Below are 2399 nucleotides of genomic sequence, written 5' to 3' on the forward strand. Positions count from 1 at the left end.
CCCGTTCGTCATCAGCCTCTGTCCATCCGTCAAGGTATGAAACTCGCGGCAGGCTACGGATTGCCTCGGCAATCTCTTCTTCGGAACATCCTTTGCTTCGGAGTTCGCTGATGAACGAGGGAGATCGTTCCTGAAGTGTTGCAGGATCCACGATGTCCAGCTTCTCAATATCGAGTGCCCCGGCATCCATTGCCATCGCCGGCACCATCACCACACTCACCAGCATTATCGCCAGGAGTGTGGAGAATGCCCGCAGTCCAATTTTTCCGTTCATCTGTTTTTCCTCCGGTTTTTCCCCGGAGGCGGGAAGAGCATACCTTCAAGTGCAGGAAGTGCATACACTTCCATTGCCTCCGGGCTTGCGGGGCGTGTCATTCGGGGCGTCAACCGGGGATGGGTGCCCCCGCACACAAGCGGGTACCGCATGCGGCACTCGATGCGATTCTGGGTCGTTAGAACATATAAAATCAGCAGTCATCGTTCGGCTGGAACCGAACACATCATAAACCTTCTTATGGCAGGACAATAATTCCTGCCCCTGGAGACAGGACCCGCCGTCGGGCGCCGGGATAATGGTCACGGCCCTGCCACGCTCGTCGAACCTCCCCCCACGGAACCGGGCACCGTCGCAGTTGTTCCCGGCAAAGACCGCCGAAAACTATTCCCCTCATACATCCCGGTTGCCGGCGCGGAGGCGTTGATCGTATTCTGCCGATTGGACGGGTCTGTTTTGAACAGACGAAATGCAAATATATACCACTGACCGTCTACGCCTGTCAGGACGCGGCCCGACCGACCAAAAACGGATCAGCCAGAACCCGAAGTTTTTCCCGGTCGCGCGAAGCGTCCCAGACCCCGCAAACATCTCCCAGTCGCATGATGATTATGTTCTCCGGCCAGTCCTCGAAATCCAGAAAGAAGACCGCTTCGTCTGCAAGGATCTCCTTCGGCGACCCATCGACGATATAACCCGTCTCGAATCTCGTGGGAGCAGGGAGATGCATCGCGACATAGGTGTCGTTTTGTTTCATGGCGTCCAGCTCAACCCGCGAGAACCCCATCTTATACTGACCACAGGTGCTCCGGATCTGCTCGCGGCACTCTGCTTCGATGGCAGGATACCCGGGATCTCCTGGATAGAGGATAACGCCCGGGTCTCCTGCATGATGAATCTCGATAAATGATGTATTCTCCCGGGGAACGCCTGTCGGGCGGGGTGTTCGGTTCTCCGGAACCTCCGTCGGTATCTCACCCGGCCCTTGCAGATCCGGGTTCGGGAGTATATGTATTCCAACCAGGACCAGCATGCCCGCGGCGGCACAGGTGATGACGAGGTACAGAATCTTCTTCATAGAATTTCGCTCCGAAAAAGAAGAGGAACCTGGGGCGGTCACTTTACCGCCGGGATACCCTCCCAAGGTCGGGGGACGCGGGGATGTATCTGACGAATGCGGTTCCCCCGGTCTCATCCCGCACCTCGCCCCTGAAGATGTAGACCGGGACGAGGTAGGTAGGCTCATCCATCGCCGGTGCTTCATAATACCCAAGTTCGATCCCGGTGATAACCGCGGTCGGGCCTTTTCCGTCGACCGCCAGCCCAGTCGCCTTCAATTCTTCAAAAGCTTCCTGTGGCGTTATGACTGCTATCTCCTTCTCCGGGGCATAGTCTCTCCAGAGTTTGTAAACATTCAGGATATCCCCGCCGCCGCCGATCTCAGCCGTCAATTTCGAACCCACAACCGGCCGACCGTCGATTGTGCGGGAGTAAGAGACCTGGACGTCTTCAAAGGCGATACCGATCACCTCACCATCCTCGTTATACTCAACGATTTGGGGGTGGGCAACGCCACACAGGATTGCATCGGGGGGCATCAGCCCGGTCTCCTCCAGGTACTGTGTTGCGATCTGGATCGCCTCATCGTCCGAAGGAAGGCTTTCCGGCAGGTCTTTGTCGTTCGGGTTCATCCAACGGGGGATATCAATCAGAGCGACTCTCCCCGACTTCATATGAACCTCCAACGAGTGGGGTTCATCGGAGAGCAGCATCTGGTCGTACGATTCGCGCACCGTTCCCTTCAGGCCTATCTTCTCCGCCATCGATGAGACAAGTTCCGTCGTGATCTCCGGCTCCAGCACCCGATACAGGATAACCTCCGCAGGCGTCGGCGGGAACGGAACAGAGGCGGTGTAGGTGAGGTTTGCAGCACCCGCCGATTTCACGCCACCTATCTGGTTGGATTGACCACAGTCAGGTGTATGACTGTCGCTGAAAAACACGGGTATGCTGACAACGCAGATGACTCCAAGAAGCGCCAGGACACCGGCACTAACTCCAATTAGTTTCATGTTCATGTGATCACCTCAACACTGGTACGTACCGTACAGGAACGACGTTCCGG

Annotated in this window: 2 protein-coding genes and 1 pseudogene; all 3 read right to left on the minus strand. The window is 56.7% G+C overall.

The window, feature by feature from the left end; all coding sequences use genetic code 11:
* A pseudogene (locus EI28_RS11645) lies at window positions 1-274 on the minus strand (hypothetical protein); the annotation flags it as partial.
* A 502-nt stretch (window positions 275-776) separates the two neighbouring features.
* Window positions 777-1352 (minus strand): hypothetical protein, encoded by a 576-nt coding sequence (locus tag EI28_RS11650; protein ID WP_011842980.1) that lies wholly within the window; start codon window positions 1350-1352, stop codon window positions 777-779.
* Window positions 1353-1395: 43 nt separating this feature from the next.
* Entirely contained in the window at window positions 1396-2352 is a 957-nt protein-coding gene (locus EI28_RS11655; protein ID WP_048115022.1) for a hypothetical protein, read from the minus strand.
* Window positions 2353-2399 lie beyond the last annotated feature (47 nt).

It is taken from the genome of Methanoculleus sp. MH98A (assembly GCF_000691865.1).
GTDB lineage: Archaea > Halobacteriota > Methanomicrobia > Methanomicrobiales > Methanoculleaceae > Methanoculleus.

Excerpts from the sequence above, each read along its gene's own strand:
- EI28_RS11650 (WP_011842980.1), bottom strand. The coding sequence starts at position 1,352 with ATGAAGAAGATTCTGTACCTCGTCATCACCTGTGCCGCCGCGGGCATG.
- EI28_RS11655 (WP_048115022.1), bottom strand. The coding sequence starts at position 2,352 with ATGAACATGAAACTAATTGGAGTTAGTGCCGGTGTCCTGGCGCTTCTT.